The following is a 21,927-nucleotide window of genomic DNA, read 5'->3' as shown; positions in this document are numbered from 1 at the left end:
CTTAGGGGGTAATCACCACCTTGCCGGTTGATTTGCGACTGCGCAGCAGCTCCAACCCTTCGGCGGCGCGGTCCAGCGGCAGGACGTGGCTGACATGGGGTTTCAGGCGGCCCTGTTCGTACCAACCCAGCAGGGTGCGCAGGCTGTCGGTGATGACCTGTGGGCGGAATTTCATGTAGCCACCCCAGTAAACCCCCAACACAGACAGGTTTTTGACCAGCAGATGATTGGCGGGGACTTGCGGCACCTCGCCACTGGCGAAACCGATGGGGAGCAGTCGGGCCTCGGGCTTGCAGGCGCGGAAAGCCGCCTGCCATTGTGCGCCGCCGACTGCATCATACACCACATCCGCCCCGCCCAATGACCGGACAATTTCGCGGATGTCCTGCGTTTTGGCGTCAATCAGGTGATCGGCCCCGGCGGCCTTGGCGACCTCCAGCTTGTCTGCCCCACGGGCGCAGGCAATCACGGTGGCCCCCATCAGCTTTCCGATTTCCACGGCAGTCAGGCCCACGCCCCCCGCGGCTCCCGTGACCAGCAGGGTTTCCCCCGGCTGCATCCGGGCGCGGTGATCCAGCGCGACGTGGCTGGTGCCATAGGCGATTTGAAACGCGGCGGCGTCCTCGAAGCTCATGCAATCGGGGATTTCCACACAGCGGTTCACATCGAACACGCCGTATTCTGCCAGCCCACCTTGTCCGCCGAACACCGCCACGCGGGCGCCGATTGCGGGGCCGTCCGTATCGGGGCCAAGCGCATCGACGATCCCGGCAACCTCCATCCCAAGGGTAAAGGGAGGTTCGGGCGTGTCCTGATATTTGCGCTGAATCATCAGCAGATCAGCGAAGTTCAGGCCGCAGGCGGCAATTTTCAACCGCAATTGCCCGGTGCCGGGGGTTGGAATGGGCAGGTCGGTCAGGGTTGGCCCTGTTTCGGTAGATGCAATGTGATAGGCGCGCATGGAATCCTCCGGGGTTTGGGGTGTTATGCGAAGCGGGCGCGCACCTGTCAAATTCCCCGCTGCCGGATGCGCTAAAAATACAATGTCGTATCGCGGTTCCCGCTCTGTTTGACGATTTAGGGGTGTTTTTCCCCTTTTTGTTGCGGAGCAATCTTGATCGTTAGGAGAATATTGATAGCTTCAAGACACGAGAATGGTGGCGGTGTCTGTTCGTGCTGGGGCTGGGCCTTGGCATACGCAGGGCCAGGAAGTGTAAATAGTGGGAGGAAGCGGTCAAATGACTCATCCGGTCGATATTCATGTTGGAAAACGTGTGCGCCAGCGGCGCTGGCTTGTCGGGATGACACAGCAACAACTGGCTGAACGGGTCGGGATCAAATTTCAGCAGATTCAGAAATATGAAACCGGGGCAAACCGGATCAGCGCATCGCGGCTGTGGGATATTGCCGACGTGTTAGAGGTGCCAGTCAGCTTTTTCTTCGAGGGGATCGAGGGAAATAACAGTACTGGTCGGGATAAATCCGAAGACATGATGACAAACCGCGAGGCGCTGGATCTGGTGTGGTCGTTTTATGCCATCCCGGCAGAGCAGCGTCGCCAGCTTTTTGAATTGGCCAAGGTTCTGTCCGAGGCGGCTTGAGCCATGTCTTTGGCTGGTGTAGGCGCAAGGTAGCCATCACCGGAGGGGAACATGGACCAATCTGACAGCTTGATTGCAACCGCTCATGCGTTGGCGGATGCTGCGCGCGCGGCCATCCGTCCGTATTTCCGCCAACCGGGGCTGGAGGCGGATAATAAACTGGCAGGGGGGTTCGATCCCGTGACAGCCGGTGATCGCGCGGCAGAGCTGGCGATGCGGGATGTGCTGCGCGATATGCGCCCGGACGATGCGATAATTGGCGAAGAATTCGGCCAGACCGATGGCAAAAGCGGCATTTCATGGGTGCTGGACCCGATTGATGGCACGCGCGGGTTTTTGTCTGGCACGCCCACGTGGGGGGTGCTGATTGCCGCAGCAGATGAAACCGGCCCGATTTTCGGGGTGATCGACCAGCCCTATATCGGGGAACGGTTTTGGGGCGGGTTGGGGCAGGCCGCAATGGACGGGCCGTTTGGCCCGCGTCCATTGAAAACGCTGGGATCGCGCCCGTTGTCCGAAGCCATCATTTTCACGACCTTCCCCGAGGTCGGAAGCAAGGCCGAAGGCGCGGCCTTTCATCAGGTGGCCCAGACCTGCCGCCTGACGCGGTATGGTATGGATTGTTATGCCTATGCGCTGCTGGCGGCGGGGCATATCGACGTGGTGATCGAAGCGGGGCTAAGCAATTATGACATTCAGGCCCCGATTGCGGTGATTCAGGCGGCTGGTGGGATTGTCACCGATTGGCAGGGCGGCCCGGCGCATCAGGGCGGGCGGGTTTTGGCCGCCGCAGGGGCGGAACAACATGCCGCCGCATTGGAAATCTTGCGGCACGTGCCGCTTGATTGACCGATAGCGCCGCGCGATAAGGGGGCATCGGCCCGAGTCCTTTGCCCTTTTCTGTCGCGCCGTGTCACACTCTGACCGAAGGGGGCTGTAAGGAGTGTGACAATGCCGAACAGTGAAATCCTGATCCGGAATGCTGACCATCTGTTGACGATGGACGACACCCGTACCGAATTGGCCGGGGCTGATGTGTTGATCCGGGGCGGCCAGATCGCCGCCATTGGGCAGGGGTTGACGACCGCCGGGGAAATCGTGAACGCACGCGGCTGTGTGGTGACGCCGGGATTGGTGAACACCCATCACCACTTGTACCAAAGCCTGACCCGCGCCGTGCCGGGCGGGCAGGACGCGTTGCTGTTTGGCTGGCTGCAAACGCTATATCCGATCTGGTCGCGTTTCGGCCCCGAGGAAATGTTTGTTTCCGCGCAGATCGGTTTGGCCGAATTGGCGCTGTCAGGGTGTACGCTGTCGTCGGACCATCTGTACCTGTATCCCAACGGCAGCCGGTTAGAGGATACGATTCACGCGGCCACGGAACTGGGCCTGCGCTTTCACCCCACGCGTGGCGCCATGAGCATTGGCGAAAGCGATGGCGGATTGCCGCCCGATGCGCTGGTGGAACGTGAACAGGATATTCTGAATGATTGCATCCGCGTGGTAGATGGTTTCCATGACCCATCCGAAGGGGCGATGGTGCGGGTGGGGCTGGCCCCGTGTTCGCCGTTTTCCGTCAGCCGCGAATTGATGCGGGACGCTGCGCTGCTGGCGCGGGACAAGGGGGTAATGCTGCATACCCATCTGGCGGAAAATGACGAAGATATCGCCTATTCCTTGGAAAAATTCGGCTGCCGCCCCGGCCAATATGCCGAAGAACTGGGCTGGACCGGCAGCGATGTCTGGCACGCGCATTGTGTGAAACTGGACGCGCAGGAAATTGATCTGTTTGCGAAAACCCATACCGGGGTGGCCCATTGCCCCTGTTCCAATTGCCGCCTTGGCAGCGGGATCGCGCCCGTGCGCCCGATGCGGGATGCCGGGGTAAAGGTGGGGTTAGGTGTGGACGGATCGGCCAGCAACGACAGCGGCAACCTGATCCTCGAGGCGCGGCAGGCCATGTTGTTGCAACGGGTCGCCCGTGGGGCCGATGCGATGAGCGCCCGCGAAGCCCTGGAAATTACCACCCGTGGCGGGGCTGCTGTGCTGAACCGCCCGGATTGTGGGCAAATCGCCCCCGGAAAACGCGCAGATATTGCGATATGGGATGTGTCCGGTGTCGAAAGCGCCGGAAGCTGGGACCCGGCGGCCTTGTTGCTGGCGGGGCCAACCCGTGTCCGTCATCTGTTCGTCGAAGGCCGCCAGATCGTGCGCGACGGTCAAATCGCAACGCTGGATTTGCCCAAGGTGATCGAGCGGCAAAACAGGCTGGCCCGCCGTTTGGCGGAACGCCTGTAATCCTGTGCGGATCGGGGCAGGGGCGCGTTAGCCCCTTGCCCGGCCTGCCACATAAGTGGCCGCAATCGCGCGGTCATCGCCCATCATGATCGTTGGAAAAACGGCTTCCCAAATATCGTTGGCCCGTTCTGCCCGTTGCGCAATGGCGGGGGTGGAGGCCAGATCCAGCACCACCAGATCAGCCTCTAGCCCCGGTGACAGGTTGCCGATCCGGTCCTCCATCCGCATGGCGCGGGCCGATCCGGTGGTGGCCAACCACAGCAATTGCGCCGGATGAAGCGGGTTATGGCGAAGCTGGCCGATCTCATACGCGGCGGCCATCGTGCGCAGCATCGAAAAGGATGACCCGCCGCCGGTATCCGTGGCCAGACCAACCCGATGTCCCGCTGCCATCAGCCCGCCCATATCGAACAGGCCCGACCCGATGAAGGTGTTCGATGTCGGGCAATGAATCAGGGCGGCGTCCACCTCTTGCAGGCGGGATTTTTCCCGGTATTCCAGATGGATGGCATGGCCGTACAACCCGCCGGGGCGCAGCAGGCCGAAGGCTTCGTATGTGTCCAGATAATCGCGGGCGTTGGGGTATAGCGATTTCACCCAAGCGATTTCATCCACCTGTTCAGACAGGTGTGTTTGCATCAGGCAGTCAGGATGTTCACCCCACAAATCCCCCAACGCCTGTAGTTGCGCCGGGGTCGATGTGGGCGAAAACCGTGGCGTGATCGCATAGGACAGCCGATCCACCCCATGCCATTTTTCCAGAAGGCGCTTGCTGTCGTCATAGGCCAATTGCGCAGTGTCGCGCAGCCCGTCGGGGGCGGTGTCACGGTCCATGCAGGTTTTCCCGGCCACCACCCGCATTCCCCGGTTTTTCGCGGCGGTGAAAAACGCATCCACGCTTTCGGGATGAATGGTGCAATAGCTGACCATGCTGGTGGTGCCGTTATCCAGCGCCAAATCCAGATAGCGCCCGGCGATTTCCGCAGCATATTCAGGATCGCCAAAGCGCATTTCTTCGGGGAAGGTATAGCTGTTCAGCCAGTCAATCAGCCGCTTCCCCCATGAGGCGATGATGGCGGTTTGCGGGTAATGCACATGGGCGTCCACAAAACCCGCCATGATCAGTTTATCGCCATGATCGGTGACATGGGCCTGTGGATTCGCGGCACGCAGGTCATCGGCTGTGCCAGTGGCGATGATGCGCCCGTCGCGGATCAGAACCGCCCCGTTCGCGTCATGTCGCGCTGCCCCCGGCCCGTCGGTGAAGGGATCGGCAGCAAAGCTGAGCGTCTGACCCAGCAGCAGAATGTCATTGGTCATGGCGGTTTCCTTTCCGTGTCACATTATTGCGCCGTAAATCGAAGGTAAATCACCCCCGGCCATTGTTTCTGACCCGTACCTTCCGGTATGAGAACCCCAAGGCTAATCGAGGCAAATCGGGAGGCGTCATGACCGAAGACCAGCACATCGACGACACGCAACCCGAGGTCCACGACGAGGACAGCTATGTGCTGGATCGTAAAAGCGTTGCGGCGATTCTGTATTCCGTGGACGTGGGGGACGCCGAACAGCTGAAGCAGTTGATGGAGCCGTTACACGCGGCTGACATTGCTGACCTTCTGGAACAGTTGAACACCTATGACCGGCGGCGGCTGGTCGAATTGTACGATCAGGAATTCGATGGGGAAATCCTGTCGGAACTGGATGAAGGTATCCGAGAGGAAATTATCTCGGTCCTGAAGCCTGACGTTCTGGCCGAAGCTGTCCGCGAGATGGATTCGGATGACGTTGTGGATCTGGTCGAGGATCTGGACGAACCACAACAGGAAGCCATCCTTGACGCGCTGGAAGATGCCGACCGGGTCGCGGTAGAACAGGCGCTGACCTATCCCGAATATTCGGCGGGTCGTCTGATGCAGCGCGAAGTCGTGACCGCGCCGGAACATTGGACCGTTGGCAATGCGATTGATTTCCTGCGCAATGCCGAAGAATTGCCGGATCAGTTTTACCATGTGACCCTTGTCGACCCCCGGATGCACCCGATTGGTAACGTGACGCTGGGCAAGCTGATGTCCTCGCGCCGGACGGTGCCGCTGGTGGATATTGTCGAAGAAGTGTTTCAGGTCATTCCCGTCACCCAATACGAAGGTGACGTGGCCTATGCGTTCAATCAGTACCACCTGATTTCCGCCCCTGTGGTGGACGAGGATAACCGGCTGGTCGGTGTGATTACCATCGACGACGCCATGACCGTTCTGGATGAAGAACACGAAGAAGATATTCTGCGTCTGGCCGGGGTAAGCGATGAAGCCAGCCTGTCGGACACCATTCTGGAGGCCGCCAAGGGCCGGGCGACATGGTTGTTCGTGAACCTGCTGACGGCGATTTTGGCATCCCTTGTGATCGACATGTTCGCCGAAACCATCAATCAGATGGTGGCGCTGGCGGTTTTGATGCCGATCGTGGCGTCAATGGGTGGCAATGCGGGAACGCAGACCATGACGGTGACGGTACGGGCGCTGGCAACGCGCGACCTGACGGCGCAAAACGCGATGCGGGTGGTTTGGCGTGAAATCTCGGTCGGGGCGCTGAATGGCGCATTGTTCGGGTTGATCATGGCGATGGTGACAGGGCTTTGGTTCGGGGTGCCGATGTTGGCGGTGGTGATCGGCGTGGCGATGCTGCTGACGCAAATTTCTGCGGCTGTGGGCGGGATTGCCATTCCGATGGCCCTGGATAGGTTCGGGATTGATCCGGCGCTGGCCTCGGGGCCGTTCGTGACGACGGTGACGGATGTGGTTGGGTTCTTTGCCTTTCTTGGGCTTGCGGCGTCGGTGTTGCTATGACGGGTTTGGAAGAACAGAAAGCCGCCGCCCGCAAAGCGGCATTCGCCCGGCGCAAGGCTGCGCATGACGCGGGCGGCGTGGGTCGTGCTGGGCATCTGTCCGAGGTGCTGGCGGGCTATCGCGGCGTTCCGGTGTCGGGGTATATGCCGATCCGCACCGAAATCAGCCCGCTTCCCGCGATGGAGGAGGCGGTAGCCCACGGCCCGGTTGGGGTGCCGGTGATCCTTGGGTCGGGGCGCCCGCTGGTGTTTTCCCGCTGGGAACCCGGATGCGCGCTGAAAGAGGGACCGTTCGGGGCGATGATCCCCGAGGTGGATGACTTTTTCGAGCCGGAAATCCTGATCGTGCCGTTGGTGGCGTTTGACCGGCGGGGCGGGCGGCTGGGCTATGGTGGCGGCTTTTACGACCGGACGCTGGAAAAGCTGCGGGCGACGCGGGCCACCTTGGCGATCGGGTTTGCCTATGCCGCACAAGAGGCTGATGATTTGCCGCTGGAAGCCACGGATCAGCCGCTGGACATGATCGTGACCGAACAGGGCATATTGACGTTCTGAGCGCCCCAGCGGCGCCAACCCCAAGGAGCTGCCGCATGGCCAAAGAACATAGCTATACATCGCGGATTGTCTGGACCGGCAACCGGGGCGAAGGGACCGCGCATTACCGGGCCTATGACCGGACGTGGAATATTGAAACGCCGGGCAAGCCGGTGATCGAATGTTCCAACGACCCGCTGCTTGGGGGCGATCCCACCAGACCCAACCCCGAAGATTTGCTGATCTCGGCGCTGTCGGCCTGTCATATGCTGTGGTATCTGCATTACGCCAGTGATGCGGGTATCCGGGTGCTGGCCTATGAAGACGCGCCGGACGCCGTGGGCGAGGTGTTGCCCACAGGCGCGGGGCGGTTTTTGCGGGCCACCCTGCGGCCCCGGATCACGCTGGCCGAAGGCTGTGATGTGGCCGTGGCGGATGCAATTCATGCCCGCATTCACGAGGTTTGCTTTATCGCCCGGTCGGTGGCTTTTCCCGTCAGCTACGCGGCGCGCTACCAGATCGGCGTTGCATAGGTGGGACGGGCAGGATTTGGATATTTGGGCCAAGAAAGAACAGCCGGTTTCGTTTATATGGCGATCTTCGCTCTTGCCTGTGGCGGGGCAGGAGCCTAGGCAGGACGCATGAGGATACTTTTTCTTGGCGATGTAATGGGGCGGGCCGGACGGCGTGCCGTAAGTGAAAACCTGCCGCGTCTGCGCGAGGAGTGGAAGCTGGATTTTGTCGTGGTGAACGGCGAAAATGCCAGCAATGGCGCGGGGCTAAGTGGCGAACATGCAAAGCTGTTGCTGGATGCGGGCGCGGATTGTGTGACGCTGGGCGATCATGCCTTTGACCAAAAGGACATGTTGCAATTCATCGAAGGCGAAAGCCGGGTGATCCGCCCCCTGAACTTTGCCAAGGGCGCACCGGGGCGTGGGCATCGGGTGTTTCAGGATCGGCGCGGACGCAAGATTCTGGTGACGCAGGTGTTGGGTAACGTGTTCATGAAACGCGCCTTTGACGATCCGTTTTCCGCGATTGACGATGTGCTGCGCAAGCACCCGCTGGGTGGGGCGGTACAGGCGGCGCTGGTGGATGTGCATTGCGAAGCGACCAGCGAAAAGATGGGCATGGGGCATTTCTGCGATGGGCGGGCCAGCCTGATCGTGGGAACCCATACCCATGTCCCAACCGGGGACGCGCAAATTTTGCCCAAAGGCAGCGGCTTCCAGTCTGATGCCGGGATGTGTGGCGATTATGACAGCGTGATCGGCATGGAAAAGGCCGAACCGATCCGCCGTTTTGTGACGGGCATGGTGAAATCCCGCTTTACCCCCGCCAATGGCGAAGCAACCCTGTCCGGGGTTTTTGTGGAAACCGATGACCGCACCGGGCTAGCCAAAGACGTGCGCATGATCCGCCAAGGCGGACGTTTGCAGCAATCCGGGCTGTAATATACGCTGCAAAGCGGGCGGCGTGTTGCCGCCCCTTGCCCCGGCACATGGCTTCGGACAAACTGTGTCAGTCGTCTGAATAGGGGAAATATATGGATCTGTTTCAGTTGTCGCAGTCCACGCAGGCTGTGCTGACTTTGCTGGTGGTTCTGGGCATGTTCCTTTTGTTCATAAAGGAAATTTTCCCGACCGAGGTTGTGGCGATTCTGGGGACGGGCATTCTGTTGCTGTTGGGGCTTTTGCCCTATCAGGCGGCGCTGGATGTGTTGTCGAACCCTGCGCCGTGGACGATTGCGATGATGTTTATCGTCATGGGGGCGTTGGTGCGGACCGGGGCGCTGGATGCCTTCACCGTATTGGCGGATAAACAGGCGCGGTCCAACCCCAAGGCGGCCATTGTGCTGTTGCTGGTTTTTGTCGTGCTGGCATCTGCGGTGATGAACAACACGCCGGTGGTTGTGGTGATGCTCCCGGTTTTCGTGCAACTGTCACGGACGATGGGGATCGCATCCAGCAAGCTGCTGATCCCGCTAAGCTATGCCGCGATTATTGGCGGCACGCTGACGCTGGTCGGCACATCGACGAACCTGTTGGTGGATGGTGTGGCGCGGGCGCAGGGGTTGAAACCCTTTTCCATCTTTGAGGTGACACCGCTGGCGATTGTGCTGGTGATCTGGGGCATGATCTATCTGACGATTTTTGGCCGCTTTCTGTTGCCGGACCGAACCAGCATGGCCAGTCTGTTGTCGGATAAGCGCCGGATGAAATTCTTTACCGAAGCGATCATTCCCCCAGACTCTAACCTGATTGGGCGGGATGTGCTGGGCGTGCAATTGTTCAAGCGCGAAGGCGTTCGGCTGATTGACGTGGTTCGGGGGGATTTGTCGCTGCGTCATGAACTGGAAAGTGTTCAGCTACAGGTGGGCGACCGTGTGGTTCTGCGCACGCAGATGACCGAATTGTTAAGCCTTCAGCGCAACAAAAGCCTGAAACGTGTGGATCAGGTGTCTGCCGTGGAAACCCAAACGGTCGAGGTGCTGATCACCCCCGGCTGCCGGATGGTGGGGCGGTCGCTGGGGTCTATGCGTTTGCGGCGGCGGTACGGGGTGTATCCGCTGGCGGTGCATCGGCGAAACCAGAATATCGGCAGCAAGCTACAGGAGCTTGTGGTGCGTGTGGGCGATACCCTGCTGTTGGAAGGTGCCCCCGAAGATATTCAGCGATTGGCCGCAGATATGGATATGGTGGATGTTTCCCACCCCTCGGCCAAGGCATTCCGGCGCGCACAGGCCCCTGTGGCGATTGCGGCGCTGTTTGGGGTGGTGGTGCTGGCCGGGCTGGGTGTGGCCCCGATCCTGCTGTTGGCTACGCTGGCCGTGGCGGTGGTGCTGGTGACGCGCTGCATCGATTCGGACGAGGCATTTTCCTATGTGGATGGACGTTTGCTGGCGCTGATCTTTGCCATGCTGGCGATTGGGGCGGCGCTGGATCATACCGGGGCGGTGGAATTGGTGGTGTCCTTTATTCAGCCTTGGCTGTCGATGTTGCCGCCTGTCCTGATCGTGTGGGCGATTTATGTGCTGACCTCGGTTCTGACGGAAATGGTATCCAACAACGCGGTGGCCGTGGTGGTGACGCCGATTGCTATCGGGCTGGCGCAGGCAATGGGAATTGATCCGCGCCCCTTGGTTGTGGCGGTTATGGTGGCGGCGTCATGCAGCTTTGCCACGCCGATCGGGTATCAGACCAACATGTTGGTGTACGGGCCGGGCGGGTATAAATTCACCGATTTCCTGCGGGTCGGTGTGCCGCTGAACCTGACGATGGGTATTCTGGCCTCGGCCCTGATCCCGTTTTTCTTTCCGCTTTAAAGCGGCCAGAAGATCAGGATCAGGGGGATCGACACGGCCACCACAAGAATTTCCAGTGGCAACCCCATGCGCCAGTAATCCCCGAAGCGATAGCCGCCGGGACCAAGAACCAGCGTGTTATTTTTGTGCCCGATGGGGGTCAGAAACGCCGAAGACGCCGCGATTGCCACCGCCATCAGGAACGGATCGGGTTTTACTCCCAATTCCTGTGCCATACGGATGCCGATAGGGGCGGCGACAATGGCGGTGGCGGTGTTGTTCAGCACATCAGACAGGGTCATGGTGACGATCATCAGCACGGTCAGGATCGCCCACGCGGGCCAGCCTTGGGTAAGGTCGACCAACCCCCGCGCAATCAATTGTGTCCCCCCCGAGGTTTCCAGCGCCGCCCCCAGCGGAATCATGGACCCCAAAAGCACCACAACAGGCCATTCAATATGAGTGTATAATTCCTGTATCGGCAGGGTTTTCGTCAGCACATAGGCCACCACAACCAACCCCAGTGCGACAGGCAAATAGATCAGGCCCAGACTGGCCGCCAGCACTGCCGCGCCGAACAATCCAATCGCCAGCCATGTTTTTGAATTTTCGGTCACGGCCAGCCCGCGATCCGCCAAAGGCAAAAGCCCAAGCCATTCCAGCACATCCGGCCCGGTGTTGCGCGGCACCAAAAGCAGCAGAATATCCCCTGCCTGTACTTGGGTTTTGCGGACCTGGTCGCGGATTTGGCGGCCTTGGCGGGAAATCCCCAGCAGAATTGACCGCTGCCGCCATGCCAGACCAACCGCCTGTGCCGTGCGCCCGTTCAGGCGGGATTCTTGTGGAACGACCGCTTCGATGACTTCCAGCCCTTCGCCATCGGCCTTTAGCAGGGTTTCGCGTTTTTCATCTGAAAACGCCAGCGACAGGGCGGTGCGAAATTCATCCAGCGCATCGGGTCTGGCCTCTAGCACCAGCGCATCGCCAGCTTGCAGGACGGTATAGCGCGACGCGCCATAGCGCCGTTTTCCATCCCGGATCAGGCCAATCACGGCCACGTCCGCCTTTTCCGCGTCCTCGTACAGTTCTTCGACCCGTTTACCGATTTGTTTCGAACCTTCGGGAACGGTCAGTTCTGCGATGTAGTCGCCCAAATCGGCCACTTGCGCCACGGCATCGGCACGTTGGGGGATTAGCCGCCAGCCGACCAGCGCCACGAAAATCAGGCCGACGATGGCAGTCAGGCCACCGACCGGGGCGAAATCGAACATTTGAAAGGGCGCGCCCAGGGATTCTTCGCGGATGGCGGCGATGATGATATTGGGCGGTGTGCCGATCAGCGTGGCCATGCCGCCCAGAATGGTGGCAAAACTAAGCGGCATCAGGCTTAGCCCCGGACTGCGCCCCGCCTTGCGGGCGGTTTGAATGTCGACCGGCATCAACAAGGCCAGCGCCGCGACATTGTTCATAAACGCGGAAAGCAGGCCGCCAATGCCCCCCATCAGGGCAATATGCCCACCCAAGGCGCGGGAACTGTCCACCAAGGTGCGGGTGATCAGAAAAACCGCGCCCGAACGCACCAATCCGGCAGATACGACCAAAACCAGCGCCACAACCAGCGTGGCGGAATGGCCGAAACCGGAAAATGCCTGATCGACAGGCACCACACCCAGAACCACCCCCAGTAGCAATGCGGAAAACGCCACGATATCATAGCGGTAGCGCCCCCACAGCAGCAGGACAAAGACCCCGCCAAACAGGGTAAACAGGATGATTTGGTCTGTGGTCATGATGCGCGCCCTCCTGTTCTCAGACAATCGTAGTGGGGAATGGAACGCAACCACCTTGCGGGCAGGGGGGCAGGTGACATATAGAGGCGCGACGAAATTCACTTGATGATGGAGGCAGCGATGGCCGGCCACTCTAAATGGGCAAACATCCAGCACCGCAAGGGTCGGCAGGACGCCGCCCGTTCTAAACTATTTTCGAAGTTTTCGAAAGAAATCACCGTTGCCGCGAAAATGGGCGACCCTGATCCAGATAAAAACCCCCGTTTGCGTTTGGCCGTGAAAGAGGCCAAGTCCAACTCGATGCCGAAAGACAACATCGAGCGCGCGATCAAAAAGGCGATTGGCGGCGATGGCGACGCTTACGAAGAAATCCGTTACGAAGGTTATGGCCCGAACGGTGTGGCGGTGATCGTTGAAACGATGACCGATAACCGCAACCGGACGGCCTCTAACGTGCGGTCGACCTTTACCAAAAACGGCGGCAATCTGGGCGAAACCGGATCTGTTGCGTTCATGTTCGACCGCAAGGGCGAAATCACCTATCCCGCCACGGTTGGCGATGCGGATACCGTGATGATGGCCGCGATCGAGGCGGGCGCGGAAGACGTGGAAAGCAGCGAAGACGGCCACCTGATCTGGTGCGCAGACAGCGACCTGAACGAAGTGTCCAACGCGCTGGAGGCCGAACTGGGTGAATCCGATTCGACCAAACTGGTCTGGAAACCGCAGACCAGCACGGAACTGGGTCTGGATGATATGCGCAAGCTGATGAAGCTGATCGACGCGTTGGAAGATGACGACGATGTGCAGCGCGTCACCAGCAATTTTGAAGCATCGGACGAGGTGATGGATCAGCTTTGATCCCGCCCGCAGTCCTGAAAAATGACCGGCCTTTCGGGGCCGGTTTTTTTGTTTGGGTTTGCTGGGGCGGTCGGATGAGGACATCACTTATCCACATAGGTGATAAACGCAGCCCCTTTGGGGGCTATAGAAAATCAGTCCGAAACGAAGGCCGAATAGTAGGTTTTGGGCTTCGGTTGTTGAAAATCGAATATCAGGGTGATTTATCCCCAGCGTTTTGAATCCCTGTTGGTGAAATTGGGGATAAAATCCGGGCTTCGGGTGGTGGCTGAAAATTCGCTGTAAAGCCCTGTGTTTAGGCGGTAGCGTTCAGCGCAAAGCAAAAAAGGGCAGATTATGGAAACAGCATTGGCGGGGTTTGGATTGGGCCTGTCCCTGATCCTTGCGATTGGGGCACAAAACGCGTTTGTGCTGCGTCAGGGATTGCGGCAGGAACACGTTTTCGCGGTTTGCCTGACCTGCGCCTTGTCTGATGCCATTCTGATCGCGGCGGGCGTGTCCGGCTTTGGGATTCTGGTGACGAAACTGCCGTGGCTGGAACCCGTGATGCGCTGGGGCGGGGCGGCGTTTTTGATCGTCTACGGTGCGCGGGCCTTTTGGGCGGCATGGAAGGGGGGCGGACATCTGGATGCCGCCGGGCAGGGGCGCGCCAGCCTGAAAGGCGTGTTGCTGACCTGCCTTTTGCTGACATGGGCCAATCCGCATGTCTATCTGGACACGGTGGTTTTGCTGGGGTCGGTTGCTGCGCAATATCCGGCGAAGGTGAACTTCGCGCTTGGGGCGATGACAGCCAGTTTCGCGTTCTTCTTTTCGCTGGGCTATGGGGCGCGGTTGCTGGCCCCGCTTTTTGCCCGCCCGGCAGCATGGCGGCTGTTGGATGTGCTTGTGGGGGCGATAATGTGGACAGTTGCGGGGTCGCTGTTGCTGTGACCTCTTGCAGCGCCGGGGAAAGCGTGAATTGATACACATATGAATGAATTTTCCCCCGCGCGCCCTGTTGTCGGCGTCCTGTGGATGCTGGTGACGGGAATCCTGTTTGTTGGCGTGAACGCCTTGGTGAAAATACTTGGCCCGGTTGTCCCCGCGCCCGAGGCGGCGTTTCTTCGCTATGCATTGGGGATGATTTTCGTGATCCCGATGGTGCGCCCGATTCTGAATGCGCGGCTGACAAAACGGCAAATGGGATTGTTCGCGCTGCGTGGCTTGGCCCATGCGGGCGGGGTGGCGCTGTGGTTTTATGCGATGGCGCAAATCCCGATCGCGGATGTGACGGCGATGAACTATCTGTCCCCGATCTATGTGACGCTGGGCGCTGCAATGTTTCTGGGCGAAAAGCTGGCGATGCGGCGGATTTTGGCGGTGATCGTTGCGCTGATCGGGGCCTTTATTATCTTGCGGCCGGGGGTGCGGGAAATCGGGCCGGGCCACATCGCCATGCTGATTGCTGCGGTGGTGTTCGGGGCGTCCTATCTGTTGGCGAAGCAGTTAAGCGATGAAACCAGCCCTATTGTTGTGGTGGGAATGATGTCGATCTGGGTGGCAATCGGGCTGGCGCCGATGGCAGCCGCCAATTGGGTCACGCCAAGCTGGCATGTGATCGGGATGCTGTTTCTGGTGGCCTGTCTGGCCACTGCGGGGCATTACACGATGACATTGGGCTTTGCTGCCGCGCCGATCACGGTCACGCAGCCAGTAACCTTTTTGCAATTATTGTGGGCCTGCCTGCTGGGGTATTTCGTCTTTGACGAAGGGATCGACATTTGGGTTGTCGTGGGGGGCGGTGTGATCCTTGGGTCCGTTACGTTCATCACATGGCGCGAGGCGGTGCTGAAACGCCGGATGCGCACCCCGCCTGCGCTGGCGACCAAGGTCTGAACCGGGGCCAAAGCCCCGGCACGTTGTTTTTACTGGCCACGCGGGTCCAGTAGCTTTTCCAGAATGGTTTCCGGGGTGATTTGCCCGATCACCTGCCCGTTTTCCATGACGCTGACTGGCCCGTTAGTGGCTGCTTTCATGACATCCTTCACGGGGGTGTCGACTGTGACCCGCTGGGCGTGATCCCCCTGAGTCGGTTGCATGATGTCACGGGCGCACAGCACCCCCAGCGGGTTCATATGTGCCACGAATTCAGCCACATAATCCGTTGCCGGTGCGGTAAAGATTTCCTGCGGCGTGCCGCATTGGACGATCCTGCCGCCTTCCATGATGGCGATGCGGTTGCCGATCTTGAATGCCTCGTCCAGATCGTGACTGACAAAGATGATGGTGCGTTTCAGCTTGGCTTGTAGCTCCAGTAATTCATCCTGCAAATGCGCCCGGATCAGCGGGTCCAGCGCCGAAAAAGGTTCGTCCATCAGCAGAATTGGGGCTTCGGTCGCAAAGGCGCGGGCCAGCCCCACACGTTGCTGCATCCCGCCAGACAATTCCCCCACGCGCCGTTCCGCCCAGTCTGACAACCCGACAAGCGCCAGTTGATCATCCACGCGCAGATTTCGTTCAGCGCGGGGCATTCCGGCCAGTTCCAGCCCCAGCCCCACGTTTTCGCGCACGGTGCGCCACGGCAGCAGGCCGAATTGCTGGAACACCATCGCTACGCGTTGCATCCGAATGCCGCGCAGGGTGGTTTTATCAGCGGCGGTGACGTTAATCAGGTCTTGCCCATCGCTGACATAGGTCGCGCCACGGATCACCGGGTTCAGCCCGTTTACCGCCCGCAGCAGGGTGGATTTTCCGGACCCGGACAGCCCCATCAGGACAAGGATTTCGCCTTCTTCCACCTCTAGCGAACAGTTATGGACACCCAGCACCTGCCCGGTGGCATCTTGTATCTCGGCGCGGGATTGTCCCTGATCCATCAGGGGCAGGGCATTCGTGGGATGATCTCCGAAGACGATGGAAACATTATCGAATTTTACCGCTACGGGTTTGGTTGGATTGGTCATTTCTTGCGCTCCACCCGCAGCATACGGTCCAGAAGGATCGCCAGAACCACGATCACAAAACCGGATTCAAAACCCAATGCCGTGTTCACCTGATTGAGCGCCCGCACAACTGGAACCCCCAGCCCGTTTGCGCCAACCAGCGCGGCAACCACGACCATAGATAGCGACAGCATGATGGTTTGATTCAGCCCGGTCATGATCTGGGGCAGGGCATAGGGCAGTTCGACCTTGATCAGGGTTTGGTGCGGCGTGGCCCCGAAGGCTTGCGCCGCTTCTAACAGCGGCTTCGGGGTTGATGTGACGCCCAGATGGGTCAGCCGGATGGGGGCGGGCAGCACGAAAATCACGGTGGCAATCAGCCCCGGCACCATACCGATGCCAAAGAACACGATGGCCGGGATCAGGTAAACGAAGGTGGGCAAGGTCTGCATCAGGTCCAGCACAGGGCGCAGAACTGCATAGAGTTTGGGGCGGTGGGCGGTGGCAATGCCGATGGGAACGCCAAGCCCCATACAAACCACGCAGGCCGATAGAACCAGTGTCAGGCTTTCGGTGGTTTCTTCCCAATAATCCTGATTGAGGATGAACAGGAACCCAAGCGCGACCAGCACGGCGGATTTCCAATTGCGTTGCAGAACCCATGTCAAAGCGGTGAAGATTGCAATGATAACAAGGGGATTTGGGCTTTGCAGAACCCACAGGATGCCGTCGATCAGGGCTTCAAGACCCTGTGAAAGGCTATCGAAAAACAGCGCGCCATGCGTTTGCAACCAGTCGAAAATATCGGCGGCAAGCTTGCCGACCGGGATTTTAGTGTCGGTGATCCAGTCCATGTTCCGTCTCTTTCGGGGCCGGGGAGCCGGTGAATTTGGGGCATTTATGCGAATTGCCCCTTTAAGTGTTACAAATGCCCCCCGTCCCGCGCAACGTTAACGGCCCGCGATCTGATCAGGCAATTCTGTCCGGGGGCGGGCCTGATCCAATGGTCAGGGCTGCGCCCTGTCAGGTGACATCTGCCCCCCTCCTGTCCTCCCCCCGGTCCGGAGGGAGGGAGAGAGCGGAAGCCGCCCCAGATACTAAACCGGGGTATCCAGCCGTACCGGCCTCAGAGGCCGAACGCGGATTTCACGGCTGCCATCGCATCGCCGCCATCCGCAGTGGTGACACCAGCCAGCCAGCCGTTCAGGGCATCGGGGTTGGCTTTCATCCAGGCCATCGTGGCCTTGTCCGGGTCCATGCCGTCATCCAGAATTTGACCCATGATCGAGTTTTCCATGTCCAGCGAGAAGTCCATGTTGCTGAACAGTTTGCCCAAATTCGGGCATTCGTTGGAGTATCCTTTGCGGGTAATGGTATGAACCACGCCCTCGCCACCAAAGAAATCTTCGCCGCCCGTCAGGTATTTCAACGAGAAGTTGGCGTTCATCGGGTGCGGTTCCCAGCCAAGGAAAACCACCGGCTTCTGGGCCTTATAGGCGCGGGCGACCTGTGCCAGCATCCCCTGTTCCGAGCTTTCGATGACTTTGAAATCCTTCAGCCCGTGGGTGTTGTTTTCGGTCAGGCTGACCAGATAGGCGTTGCCTTCGTTCCCGGGTTCAATGCCATAGATTTTGTGATCCAGCTCATCCCCGAATTTCGCAATGTCGGCATAGGTTTTCAGCCCGGCGTCGTAAGTATAGGTGGGAACCGCCAGCGTGTATTTGGTGCCTTCAAGGTTCACGTTGATCTGTTCGATTTCGCCGCTGTCCAGATAGGGCTGAATGGCCCCGGTTTGCGCGGGCATCCAGTTGCCAAGGAAAATGTCGACATCGTCGCTTTTCAGCGAAGCGAATGTGACAGGCACCGACAGAACCTTCACGTCCACCTTGTACCCTAGCGCCTGCAAGACTTGCTTGGCGGCGCTGGTGGTGGTGGTGATGTCGGTCCAGCCCACGTCGGACATGGTAACTTTGCCGCAATCGGCCACGGCGGGGGTCGCGGCCAGCAGGGCAAGCACGGACAGGGTGGATTTGAGTGTCATTTGAGGCCTCCCGGTTTTTCTTGATTGACGAGTCAATAAAAATACATCTAGCTTTACATAGCAAGGAGTTTGTTATGCCCAAGCTGGGAATGGAGCCTATACGCCGAGCCTCGCTGATTAAAGCGACAATCGCAGAGATCGGCGAAGCTGGGTCATTGGATGTGACGGTCAGCCAGATCGCCAAACGCGCGGGCATGTCCAGCGCGCTGGCGCATCATTACTTTGGCGGCAAGGAACAGATTTTTCTGGCTGCAATGCGACATACGATGACGGTTTATGGCGGCGAAGTCCGCGGCGCGTTGCTGATGGCCCGCAGCCCGCTGGGCCGGGTCGAGGCCATTGTGCGATCCAGTTTCAGCCAAACGAATTTCCGCAGCGAAGTGGTGGCGGCGTGGCTGAATTTTTATGTCTTGGCGCAAAGTTCCGAAGGGGCGCATCGGTTGCTGACGATTTATCAGCGGCGGTTGCGGTCGAATCTGCGCCATGCGCTGCGGCCCATGTGGGGGGCGCAGACCGAAGAAATGGCCGAACGCATGGCGGCGCTGATCGACGGCGCGTATTTGCGGCAATCGCTGGGGCTTGGGGTTCAAGACAGCGAGCAGGCGGTAAAACTGGTGATGGGGTGCCTGCCCATCAAGGAGAGCATGAATGGCTAAGCCGAATATTCTGATCATTATGGTGGACCAATTGAACGGGACATTGTTTCCCGATGGTCCGGCGGAATGGTTGCACGCCCCGAATCTCAAGGCACTGGCGGCGCGGTCCACCCGGTTTCGGAATGCCTATACGGCATCGCCCCTGTGCGCGCCGGGTCGGGCCTCGTTCATGTCGGGGCAGTTGCCCTCGGCGACCAAAGTGTATGACAACGCGGCTGAATTCACCTCGTCCTTGCCCACCTATGCGCACCATTTGCGGCGGGCGGGCTATCAGACCTGCTTGTCGGGGAAGATGCATTTCGTTGGTCCCGATCAGTTGCACGGGTTCGAGGAACGCCTGACAACTGATATTTACCCCGCAGATTTTGGCTGGACCCCGGATTATCGCAAACCCGGCGAACGGATCGACTGGTGGTATCATAATATGGGGTCTGTCACCGGCGCGGGCGTGGCCGAGATTTCCAACCAGATGGAATATGATGACGAGGTGGCCTATAACGCCACCCGCAAACTGTACGATCTGGCGCGCGGGCATGACGAACGCCCGTGGTGTCTGACGGTCAGCTTTACCCACCCGCACGATCCCTATGTGGCCCGCAAGAAATACTGGGATCTGTACGAGGATTGCGAACATCTGATGCCACAGGTGGGGCCGATCCCCTATGAGGATCAGGACAAGCATTCCAAACGGATTTTCGATGCGAATGACTGGCGGTCCTTCGACATCACCGACGAAGATGTACGCCGTTCGCGCCGGGCTTATTTCGCCAATATCAGCTATCTGGACGATAAGATCGGTGAAATTCTGGACGTGCTGGAAACCACCCGTCAGGCGGATAACACGATTATCCTGTTCGTGTCGGATCATGGCGACATGCTGGGCGAACGCGGATTGTGGTTCAAGATGACCTTCTTTGAAGGATCGTCGCGGGTGCCTGTGATGATTTCCGCGCCGCAGATGGAACCGGGGCTTGTCACCGATCCGGTCAGCAATATCGACATTTGTCCCACGCTTTGCGATCTGGCCGGTGTCAGCATGGACGAGGTGATGCCGTGGACAACCGGCGAATCGCTGGTGCCGCTGGGGCAGGGCGCCACACGCAGCGCCCCCGTCGCGATGGAATACGCGGCCGAGGCATCCTATGCGCCGATGGTCAGCCTGCGCACTGGGCGATGGAAATATAACCGCTGTGCGCTGGACCCGGATCAATTGTTCGATCTTGAAGCAGACCCACAGGAATTGCGCAATCTGGCCGACGATCCGGCCCATGCGGATGTTTTGGCCGATCTGCGCGCGCAGGCAGATGCCCGTTGGGATTTGGCCCGTTTCGATGCCGAGGTCCGCGAAAGTCAGGCCCGCCGTTGGGTCGTGTACGAGGCGCTGCGGCAGGGCGGCTATTATCCGTGGGATTACCAGCCGCTTCAGAAAGCCAGCGAACGCTATATGCGCAACCACATGGACCTGAACGTGGTCGAGGAAAATCAACGCTTCCCGCGTGGGGAATAACCCTTTCATCTTGCTGAAAATACTCAAAACATGACCTATCCAACCCAACCGACCTCCAGCCATTTCGTGAATGGGGCATATCTGGAAGACGCCGCCGGGGCAGCATTGCCGGTGATTTATCCGGCCACGGGGCAAGTGATTGCCACCCTGCACGAGGCCACCCCCGCCGTGATCGAAGCGGCGTTGATCGCCGCGCGCGATGCACAGGCAGAATGGGCCGCGATGTCCGGCACCGAGCGGGGCCGCATCCTGCGTCGCGCCGCTGACATCATGCGCGACCGCAATCGCGAGCTGTCAATTCTGGAAACCTATGACACCGGGAAACCCTTGCAGGAAACGCTGGTGGCGGATGCGACCAGCGGGGCGGACGCGCTGGAATATTTCGGTGGTCTGGCCGCGTCGCTGACGGGCGAACATATCCCGCTGGGCGGCGGCAACTGGGCTTATACGGTGCGGCAACCCTTGGGCGTGTGCGTTGGCATCGGGGCGTGGAACTATCCCACGCAGATCGCTTGCTGGAAGGGGGCACCTGCGCTGGCTTGCGGCAATGCGATGGTGTTCAAACCATCGGAAACCACACCGCTTTGTGCATTGAAAGTGGCTGAAATCCTGCACGAGGCGGGGCTGCCCGCCGGGCTGTTCAACGTGGTTCAGGGTGCGGGCGACGTGGGCCGCGCCCTGGTAACGGATGCACGGGTGGACAAGGTTTCGCTGACCGGATCGGTGCCGACGGGGCGCAAGGTTTATGCGGCGGCTGCGGCTGGCATGAAACATGTCACGATGGAACTGGGCGGCAAATCCCCGCTGGTGATCTTTGATGATGCGGATCTGGACGACGCCGTGGGCGGCGCGATCCTTGGGAATTTCTATTCCTCGGGGCAGGTGTGCAGCAATGGCACGCGGGTTTTCGTGCAAAAGGGGATCAAACAGGCGTTCCTGACCCGGTTGGCGGAACGGCTGGCCGATGCAAAAATCGGCGATCCGATGGATGAACAGGTCAGCTTTGGCCCGATGGTGTCCGAAGGACAGTTGGGCATTGTGGAACGCTATATCGCTAAGGGCATCGAAGAAGGTGCGCGGCTGGTCACGGGCGGTAAGCGGCTGGACGGGCAGGGGTACTATATCGAACCCACCGTTTTCGCGGATGTCACCGATGAGATGGTTATCGCCCGCGAGGAAATTTTCGGCCCGGTCATGTGTGTGCTGGATTTCGAGGCCGAGGCCGAGGTTCTGACCCGCGCCAATGACACCGAATATGGGCTGGCGGCTGGGGTGTTCACCCGTGATCTGACCCGCGCACATCGCATGGTGGCGGGATTTCAGGCAGGCACCTGTTTTATCAATTCCTATAACGATGCCCCGGTCGAAGTCCCGTTTGGCGGGGTCAAAGCCTCGGGCGTGGGGCGTGAAAACTCGAAAGCGGCGATCGAGCATTATTCGCAACTCAAGTCGGTTTTCGTGCGGATGGACCGGGTCGAAGCCCCCTTTTGACAGGATAGACAGGGCTGCGCCGCCTTGGCGGACGGCCCACCCGCCCACCCCCGACCGCCAAGGCGGCGCTGGATAGGG

20 protein-coding genes are annotated in these 21,927 nt (G+C 59.6%); 14 read left to right on the top strand and 6 right to left on the bottom strand.

All coding sequences use genetic code 11. From position 1 onward, the window contains the following. Position 1: 1 nt before the first annotated feature. Positions 2–961, bottom strand: coding sequence for an NADPH:quinone oxidoreductase family protein (locus tag FN828_RS10500; protein WP_142493361.1), 960 nt, complete (start codon positions 959–961; stop codon positions 2–4). Between the two features lie 277 nt (positions 962–1,238). On the opposite strand from FN828_RS10500, the gene FN828_RS10495 reads away from it, so the two are divergent. From FN828_RS10495 to FN828_RS10485, 3 genes are all read left to right on the top strand, one after another. Continuing rightward, on the top strand, positions 1,239–1,601 hold the full coding sequence (locus FN828_RS10495) for a helix-turn-helix domain-containing protein (RefSeq protein ID WP_142493360.1): 363 nt from the start codon (positions 1,239–1,241) through the stop codon (positions 1,599–1,601). Positions 1,602–1,652: 51 nt separating this feature from the next. Next, positions 1,653–2,450, top strand: a complete 798-nt coding sequence (locus FN828_RS10490) for an inositol monophosphatase family protein (RefSeq protein WP_142493359.1) — start codon at positions 1,653–1,655, stop codon at positions 2,448–2,450. A 102-nt stretch (positions 2,451–2,552) separates the two neighbouring features. Then, complete coding sequence (locus FN828_RS10485) at positions 2,553–3,899, top strand: 8-oxoguanine deaminase (protein ID WP_142493358.1); 1,347 nt, start codon at positions 2,553–2,555, stop codon at positions 3,897–3,899. 27 nt (positions 3,900–3,926) lie between these two features. On the opposite strand, the gene guaD is transcribed toward FN828_RS10485, so the two are convergent. Further along, positions 3,927–5,219, bottom strand: a complete 1,293-nt coding sequence (gene guaD / locus FN828_RS10480) for a guanine deaminase (RefSeq protein ID WP_142493357.1) — start codon at positions 5,217–5,219, stop codon at positions 3,927–3,929. Between the two features lie 128 nt (positions 5,220–5,347). On the opposite strand from guaD, the gene mgtE reads away from it, so the two are divergent. The 5 genes from mgtE to FN828_RS10455 all read left to right on the top strand — a co-directional run bounded on the left by mgtE (position 5,348) and on the right by FN828_RS10455 (position 10,603). Then, a complete protein-coding gene (mgtE, locus tag FN828_RS10475; RefSeq protein WP_142493356.1) occupies positions 5,348–6,745 on the top strand; it encodes a magnesium transporter in 1,398 nt (465 codons plus the stop codon). Beyond that, positions 6,742–7,299: a 5-formyltetrahydrofolate cyclo-ligase gene (locus tag FN828_RS10470; RefSeq protein WP_142493355.1), complete on the top strand. Its 558-nt coding sequence runs from the start codon at positions 6,742–6,744 to the stop codon at positions 7,297–7,299. Before mgtE ends, FN828_RS10470 begins: the two co-directional genes overlap by 4 nt. Before the next feature lie 35 nt (positions 7,300–7,334). After that, positions 7,335–7,811, top strand: a complete 477-nt coding sequence (locus FN828_RS10465) for an OsmC family protein (RefSeq protein ID WP_142493354.1) — start codon at positions 7,335–7,337, stop codon at positions 7,809–7,811. A 108-nt stretch (positions 7,812–7,919) separates the two neighbouring features. Next, a complete protein-coding gene (locus FN828_RS10460) occupies positions 7,920–8,732 on the top strand; it encodes a TIGR00282 family metallophosphoesterase (RefSeq protein ID WP_142493353.1) in 813 nt (270 codons plus the stop codon). Between the two features lie 92 nt (positions 8,733–8,824). Further along, positions 8,825–10,603, top strand: coding sequence for an SLC13 family permease (locus FN828_RS10455; RefSeq protein WP_142493352.1), 1,779 nt, complete (start codon positions 8,825–8,827; stop codon positions 10,601–10,603). Here FN828_RS10455 and FN828_RS10450 read toward each other — a convergent pair. Further along, positions 10,600–12,372: an SLC13 family permease gene (locus FN828_RS10450; RefSeq protein WP_142493351.1), complete on the bottom strand. Its 1,773-nt coding sequence runs from the start codon at positions 12,370–12,372 to the stop codon at positions 10,600–10,602. The genes FN828_RS10455 and FN828_RS10450 overlap by 4 nt on opposite strands. 120 nt (positions 12,373–12,492) lie before the next feature. Here FN828_RS10450 and FN828_RS10445 point away from each other — a divergent pair, with 120 nt between their 5' ends. The 3 genes from FN828_RS10445 to FN828_RS10435 all read left to right on the top strand — a co-directional run bounded on the left by FN828_RS10445 (position 12,493) and on the right by FN828_RS10435 (position 15,108). Further along, positions 12,493–13,233, top strand: a complete 741-nt coding sequence (locus FN828_RS10445; RefSeq protein ID WP_142493350.1) for a YebC/PmpR family DNA-binding transcriptional regulator — start codon at positions 12,493–12,495, stop codon at positions 13,231–13,233. Positions 13,234–13,569: 336 nt separating this feature from the next. Continuing rightward, positions 13,570–14,163, top strand: a complete 594-nt coding sequence (locus FN828_RS10440) for a LysE/ArgO family amino acid transporter (RefSeq protein WP_142493349.1) — start codon at positions 13,570–13,572, stop codon at positions 14,161–14,163. Positions 14,164–14,202: 39 nt separating this feature from the next. Then, positions 14,203–15,108, top strand: coding sequence for a DMT family transporter (locus FN828_RS10435; protein WP_142493348.1), 906 nt, complete (start codon positions 14,203–14,205; stop codon positions 15,106–15,108). Positions 15,109–15,137: 29 nt separating this feature from the next. On the opposite strand, the gene choV is transcribed toward FN828_RS10435, so the two are convergent. The 3 genes from choV to choX all read right to left on the bottom strand — a co-directional run bounded on the left by choV (position 15,138) and on the right by choX (position 18,195). Then, complete coding sequence (choV, locus tag FN828_RS10430; protein WP_142493347.1) at positions 15,138–16,175, bottom strand: choline ABC transporter ATP-binding protein; 1,038 nt, start codon at positions 16,173–16,175, stop codon at positions 15,138–15,140. Further along, positions 16,172–17,008, bottom strand: coding sequence for a choline ABC transporter permease subunit (choW, locus tag FN828_RS10425; protein WP_142493346.1), 837 nt, complete (start codon positions 17,006–17,008; stop codon positions 16,172–16,174). The genes choV and choW overlap by 4 nt, the downstream gene beginning before the upstream one ends. Positions 17,009–17,280: 272 nt before the next feature. Beyond that, on the bottom strand, positions 17,281–18,195 hold the full coding sequence (gene choX / locus FN828_RS10420; RefSeq protein ID WP_142493345.1) for a choline ABC transporter substrate-binding protein: 915 nt from the start codon (positions 18,193–18,195) through the stop codon (positions 17,281–17,283). 74 nt (positions 18,196–18,269) lie between these two features. Between choX and betI the strand changes: the two genes are divergently transcribed. The 3 genes from betI to betB are packed head-to-tail and all read left to right on the top strand — an operon-like array spanning position 18,270 to position 21,849. Next, on the top strand, positions 18,270–18,851 hold the full coding sequence (betI, locus tag FN828_RS10415) for a choline-binding transcriptional repressor BetI (RefSeq protein ID WP_142493344.1): 582 nt from the start codon (positions 18,270–18,272) through the stop codon (positions 18,849–18,851). Continuing rightward, positions 18,844–20,358, top strand: a complete 1,515-nt coding sequence (betC, locus tag FN828_RS10410) for a choline-sulfatase (protein WP_142493343.1) — start codon at positions 18,844–18,846, stop codon at positions 20,356–20,358. The genes betI and betC overlap by 8 nt, the downstream gene beginning before the upstream one ends. A gap of 30 nt (positions 20,359–20,388) precedes the next feature. Next, positions 20,389–21,849 (top strand): betaine-aldehyde dehydrogenase, encoded by a 1,461-nt coding sequence (betB, locus tag FN828_RS10405; RefSeq protein ID WP_142493342.1) that lies wholly within the window; start codon positions 20,389–20,391, stop codon positions 21,847–21,849. Positions 21,850–21,927: the final 78 nt, after the last annotated feature.

The sequence above is a fragment of the Thalassovita litoralis genome (assembly GCF_900182725.1).
Taxonomy (GTDB): Bacteria; Pseudomonadota; Alphaproteobacteria; order Rhodobacterales; family Rhodobacteraceae; genus Thalassobius; species Thalassobius litoralis.
This window is presented reverse-complemented; position numbering and strand designations above follow the sequence as displayed.

Coding starts and splice junctions, on each gene's coding strand:
- FN828_RS10500 (WP_142493361.1), bottom strand. CDS start 961: ATGCGCGCCTATCACATTGCATCTACCGAAACAGGGCCAACCCTGACC.
- FN828_RS10495 (WP_142493360.1), top strand. CDS start 1,239: ATGACTCATCCGGTCGATATTCATGTTGGAAAACGTGTGCGCCAGCGG.
- FN828_RS10490 (WP_142493359.1), top strand. CDS start 1,653: ATGGACCAATCTGACAGCTTGATTGCAACCGCTCATGCGTTGGCGGAT.
- FN828_RS10485 (WP_142493358.1), top strand. CDS start 2,553: ATGCCGAACAGTGAAATCCTGATCCGGAATGCTGACCATCTGTTGACG.
- guaD (WP_142493357.1), bottom strand. CDS start 5,219: ATGACCAATGACATTCTGCTGCTGGGTCAGACGCTCAGCTTTGCTGCC.
- mgtE (WP_142493356.1), top strand. CDS start 5,348: ATGACCGAAGACCAGCACATCGACGACACGCAACCCGAGGTCCACGAC.
- FN828_RS10470 (WP_142493355.1), top strand. CDS start 6,742: ATGACGGGTTTGGAAGAACAGAAAGCCGCCGCCCGCAAAGCGGCATTC.
- FN828_RS10465 (WP_142493354.1), top strand. CDS start 7,335: ATGGCCAAAGAACATAGCTATACATCGCGGATTGTCTGGACCGGCAAC.
- FN828_RS10460 (WP_142493353.1), top strand. CDS start 7,920: ATGAGGATACTTTTTCTTGGCGATGTAATGGGGCGGGCCGGACGGCGT.
- FN828_RS10455 (WP_142493352.1), top strand. CDS start 8,825: ATGGATCTGTTTCAGTTGTCGCAGTCCACGCAGGCTGTGCTGACTTTG.
- FN828_RS10450 (WP_142493351.1), bottom strand. CDS start 12,372: ATGACCACAGACCAAATCATCCTGTTTACCCTGTTTGGCGGGGTCTTT.
- FN828_RS10445 (WP_142493350.1), top strand. CDS start 12,493: ATGGCCGGCCACTCTAAATGGGCAAACATCCAGCACCGCAAGGGTCGG.
- FN828_RS10440 (WP_142493349.1), top strand. CDS start 13,570: ATGGAAACAGCATTGGCGGGGTTTGGATTGGGCCTGTCCCTGATCCTT.
- FN828_RS10435 (WP_142493348.1), top strand. CDS start 14,203: ATGAATGAATTTTCCCCCGCGCGCCCTGTTGTCGGCGTCCTGTGGATG.
- choV (WP_142493347.1), bottom strand. CDS start 16,175: ATGACCAATCCAACCAAACCCGTAGCGGTAAAATTCGATAATGTTTCC.
- choW (WP_142493346.1), bottom strand. CDS start 17,008: ATGGACTGGATCACCGACACTAAAATCCCGGTCGGCAAGCTTGCCGCC.
- choX (WP_142493345.1), bottom strand. CDS start 18,195: ATGACACTCAAATCCACCCTGTCCGTGCTTGCCCTGCTGGCCGCGACC.
- betI (WP_142493344.1), top strand. CDS start 18,270: ATGCCCAAGCTGGGAATGGAGCCTATACGCCGAGCCTCGCTGATTAAA.
- betC (WP_142493343.1), top strand. CDS start 18,844: ATGGCTAAGCCGAATATTCTGATCATTATGGTGGACCAATTGAACGGG.
- betB (WP_142493342.1), top strand. CDS start 20,389: ATGACCTATCCAACCCAACCGACCTCCAGCCATTTCGTGAATGGGGCA.